The organism is uncultured Aquincola sp., assembly GCF_964001545.1.
Lineage (GTDB): Bacteria > Pseudomonadota > Gammaproteobacteria > Burkholderiales > Burkholderiaceae_C > Aquincola.
The window spans coordinates 1-4,030 of record NZ_CAXFDV010000721.1 but is presented as its reverse complement, the minus strand read 5'-3'; the positions used below and the strand labels follow the sequence as shown (position 1 = coordinate 4,030).

At 69.2% G+C, this 4,030-nt stretch carries 4 protein-coding genes; 2 read left to right on the top strand and 2 right to left on the bottom strand.

Going from position 1 to position 4,030, the window contains the following annotated elements; all coding sequences use genetic code 11:
- Window positions 1-714: tripartite tricarboxylate transporter substrate-binding protein (locus tag ABNT58_RS25395; RefSeq protein WP_348756164.1), on the top strand; the 714-nt coding region annotated here is incomplete at its 5' end.
- Window positions 711-1,580: an isocitrate lyase/phosphoenolpyruvate mutase family protein gene (locus ABNT58_RS25390; protein ID WP_348756163.1), complete on the top strand. Its 870-nt coding sequence runs from the start codon at window positions 711-713 to the stop codon at window positions 1,578-1,580. The genes ABNT58_RS25395 and ABNT58_RS25390, both read left to right, overlap by 4 nt.
- A 25-nt stretch (window positions 1,581-1,605) precedes the next feature.
- Here the strand turns inward: ABNT58_RS25390 and ABNT58_RS25385 are convergent, their stop codons facing one another.
- Together ABNT58_RS25385 and ABNT58_RS25380 are read right to left on the bottom strand one after the other, a co-directional pair.
- Window positions 1,606-2,451 (bottom strand): MipA/OmpV family protein, encoded by an 846-nt coding sequence (locus tag ABNT58_RS25385; protein ID WP_348756162.1) that lies wholly within the window; start codon window positions 2,449-2,451, stop codon window positions 1,606-1,608.
- Window positions 2,452-2,516: 65 nt separating this feature from the next.
- Window positions 2,517-3,776: a hypothetical protein gene (locus ABNT58_RS25380; protein ID WP_348756161.1), complete on the bottom strand. Its 1,260-nt coding sequence runs from the start codon at window positions 3,774-3,776 to the stop codon at window positions 2,517-2,519.
- Window positions 3,777-4,030 lie beyond the last annotated feature (254 nt).

Here is a 4,030-nt window from a genome sequence, read left to right as displayed (position 1 = left end):
GACCCGGACCTGGGCAGCCTGCTGGTCTGCTACACCAGCCATGCGATCAATGCCTCGCTGTTCCCGAAGCTGCCCTTCGATCCGCTGAAGGACTTCACGGCCATCAGCCTGGTGGCGCGATCGCCGCTGCTGCTGGTGACCCGGCCCGACTTTCCCGCCGCCAGCCTGCGCGAGCTGCTGGCCACGGCCAAGGGCCGGCCGCTGAGCCTCGGCGTGGCGGGTGTGGGCAGCGCCAACCACCTGGCCGGCGAGATGCTGAAGACGCAGGCCGGCTTGAGCGCCGTCTCGGTGCCCTACAAAGGCGCCGGACCGGCCTTGACCGATGCGATGAGCGGCCAGGTCGACCTGGTGTTCAGCAACGTTGCTTCGGCGCAGGAACTGGTCAAGGGCGGGAAGCTCAAGGTGCTGGCGGTGAGCACCGCGCAGCGCGTGGCCGCCTACCCCAACGCGGCGCCGGTGGCCGAGCTGTTCCCGGGCTTCGACTATGGCTCATGGTATGGCCTGCTGGGGCCCGCGGGCATCAAGCCGGCCGATGCGCAGCGGGTGGCCACTGCCGCCCGCGCGGCGGTGAACGGCGAAGCGATGCGCAAGCACCTGACCACCGAAGGCCTGGAGCCGGTGGGCAGCACCAGCGCCGAGTTCGCCACCTTCTTGCAGGAAGAGGTGGAACGCTGGCGCAAGGTGGTGCAGCTGACCGGGGCCAAGGTGGAATGAGCGCAGCAACCGTGTTGCAGCAGCGGCTTGCACAGCCGCAGGCGCTGCTGGCTCCGGGCGTCTACGACCCGCTGACCGCGCTGCTGGCCGAGCAGGCCGGCTTCGAGGCGGTGTACCTCTCGGGCGGCGCGGTGGCCTACAGCCTGCTGGGCCGCAGCGACGTGGGCCTGACCACCGCCACCGAAACCGCCGAGGTGCTGTCGCGCATCACCGACCGCATCCAGGTGCCGGTGATCGTGGACGGCGACACCGGCTACGGCAATGCGATCAACACCCAGCGCACGGTGCGCCTGCTGGAGCGGGCCGGTGCCGCGATGATCCAGCTGGAGGACCAGACCTTTCCCAAACGCTGCGGCCACCTGGCCGGCAAGGCGGTGGTGCCGGTGCAGGAGGCCCGCGGCAAGCTGCGCGCGGCGCTGGACGCACGGCGCTCGGCCGGCACGCTGATCCTGGCGCGCACCGATGCGGCCGGCGTGGAAGGCCTGGATGCGGCACTCGACCGCGCCGAGGCTTACGCCGACTGCGGCGTGGATGCGCTCTTCGTGGAAGCGCTGCGCACGCCCGAGGACATGGACCGTGCCTGCCGCCGGCTGGCCCACCGGCTGCCGCTGCTGGCCAACATGGTGGAAGGCGGCCAGACGCCGATCGAAAGCGCCGAGGAACTGGGCCGCCGTGGCTTTCGCATCGTCATCTTCCCGGGCGGCACGGCGCGCTTCGTGGTGCGGCAGCTGCAGCGCTACTTCGGCAGCCTGCGTGAGCACGGCAGCACGGCGCCGATGCGCGGCGAGATGCTGGACTTTGACGGGCTGAACGAGGTGATCGGCACGCCCGAATTGCTGGCGCGGGCGAAGGGCTACGAGGGCTGACGCACGCCGCGAATGGCTAGCGCGATCAATCGTAGGCCCGCGCTTCGGACCGCAGCCACGTATACGCCACCCCGATGCCCACCGTGCCGCCGTTGGTCTGGCGCACCAGGGGGCTGTCGCGGTTGGCGGCGCCGCTCACGTTGTCCAGGCGCGCAAAGCCGAACACGCGCCAGTCGCGGGTGAGGGCGGACGACAGCGTGGCCTGCAGGCGCCAGGTCACCAGGCCGCTGCTGGCCTGGTAGGCGGGGCGGTCGGCGGTGGCGTACTGCGGGGCCACGCCGTAGAGGGTGCGGTTCAGGCGCTTGTCGCCGATCACCGCGCTCACCGAGGTGCCCCAGCTCCAGCCGTTGTCCATGCTGCGGCGGTAGCCGATCTCCGGCTCCAGCGACCAGCCGCGGTGGGCCATGCCGTCGCTCAGGTCGAACACGCCGCGCAGCGGCAGGTCGGCACGGAAGCGGCCGCCCCAGGCTTCACCCAGCTTCCACTTGATGCGCGGGCCGAACTCCACCAGCGTGCCCAGGTCGGGCATGCCGCGGCGGGCGTCGATGTCCTTGGAGCTGGAGCCGAAGGCGCCGGCAAAGCCGATGTCCACTTCCACGTTGTCGGTCTTGACGGCGCGCACGCCCGCGGTTTGGCGGTCGGCCCGCAGGTACTTGCCGCGGTAGATGAAGAAGGGCAGCACCAGGCCGCGGCTCACATGCTCGTCGGCACCGGGGTAGGCCTGCTGGCGCACGCCGAAGCCCAGGCCGCCCACCTCCCACAGCGCCAGTCCTGCTTCGCTGTCGTCTTCCTGGGCATGGGCAAGGGGGCACAGCAGGGCGGCGCATGCCAGCGCCAGGGCGCGGGCGCGGGTCGGGTTCGATCGGGGCACGGGGCTTCCTCGGGGCAGTGGGTGAGCCCCGAGTATCCCGCCGCTCTGCGGCCACGGCCCAACTGTCAGCGTCGCTTGCGACTGGGCCGATGGACCAGCATCCCCGCCAGACCCAGCGCGAACAGGAGGTCGGTGCGGGGCTCCGGCACAGCCAGGATGGGTGTTTGCGTGCCGGTGAACACGCCGTCAGCGGTGAAGCTCACTGCGGTGACGAAAGCCGTCGTGTTGGCGGGGTCCAGACCCGCCGAGGTCTCGATGCCTGTCACCCGAAAGGCGGTGACGCCTCCCGGTGCAAAGCTGTAGGGGGTGCCGCCGGCCAGGTTCTTGCGCAGCAGCACCGGCTGACCGCCTTGCCAGCCATACAGGTCATACAACCCATCGCCGATGCCGGTGGGCAACGTGACGGATGCGAAGCTCGGATTGCCGCTGCCGATCGCGAAGTCGTAGCCGGTGGCGATGGCGGGGTCGATGTAGTACGTCTGTGCGGCTTTGACGGACAGGTTGAACTGGTAGACCCCGTCGGGCCGCAGCACCGGCAGGTTGACCAGCGGGCCGCCGGATTCGCGTGCAGTGAAGTCGGCATAAACGCGCGAGACAGCCTTCAGGTTTTCGTTGCGCGTGCGGCTGCTGCCGTCGCGCGTTTGCAAGACGCTGATCTCGATGACATACGCCTTGTTCAAGCTGAAGCTGTAGCCGGGCACCGTGAAGTCTGTGCCGTCCACGGTGTAGGAAGTGGTGTCCGGGCTCAGGTCTCGGCTGGTGACCTGGCCCCCGTTGCCCGGGCGTACAAGCGAGCGGTCAAAGATGTTGATTCGGTAGCCATCGATGTGTACGCCGGGGGGCGGCGACCAGGTGAACGTCGGGTGCGCGCTGCTGCCCGACAAGGTGATGCCGTTGACGAAGGGCAGCTGTGCCGTGCCCGCAGGCAGGTTCACGACGCGCTGTGTGGCATCAAGGCCGTTGCGGAAGGTCAAGGTCCACGGCCCCGTCAGCTGCGCGTCGTACGGCATCACCCGCGAGAAGAAATTGGGGATGGCGGGTGAGGGCGAAAAGGCGATGGTTCGGGTCACGGTAGCGCCCGTCACCGTGTTCGTGGTGCTGCCGAATGCCGTCGTACCGGCATCGCCATTGGGGCTGACCGTGGCCGCGCCAATGCGCATCAATTCGCCGGAAGTGAAACCGAGCGAATTCACCGCCCTGTGTTCCAGGTTCATGAAGGCGTTGTCCACCGTCACCGTTACGGCACGTGAGCCGGAACTCAACAGCATCGCGAGACAGCCCAGCGCAAGGCTGCGAACAAGCGGCGATGGCGGACGGTGCAGCATGGCGATTCCTCAAGGGTGGGGCACGGCCAGTGAATGCCGTTCGTCCCATCCTCGGTGACGTTCCTCGCCTCTTCAAGCCGGACGTCCCTACTTTGTCGGATCGTAGGAGGCGCCGGCTGGCCGGGCTCAGCCGCCGGCCGGCGGATTCCCGCTGCCCTTGGCCTGGTCGGCCTGCGGGTCCAGGCTCTCGGTGGAGCTGGGGCCGGTGCCGTCGGGCTCGATGTGCACCTGCTTGTCGTCCAGCGCGTCCTGCT

Excerpts from the sequence above, each read along its gene's own strand:
- ABNT58_RS25380 (WP_348756161.1), bottom strand. The coding sequence starts at position 3,776 with ATGCTGCACCGTCCGCCATCGCCGCTTGTTCGCAGCCTTGCGCTGGGC.
- ABNT58_RS25390 (WP_348756163.1), top strand. The coding sequence starts at position 711 with ATGAGCGCAGCAACCGTGTTGCAGCAGCGGCTTGCACAGCCGCAGGCG.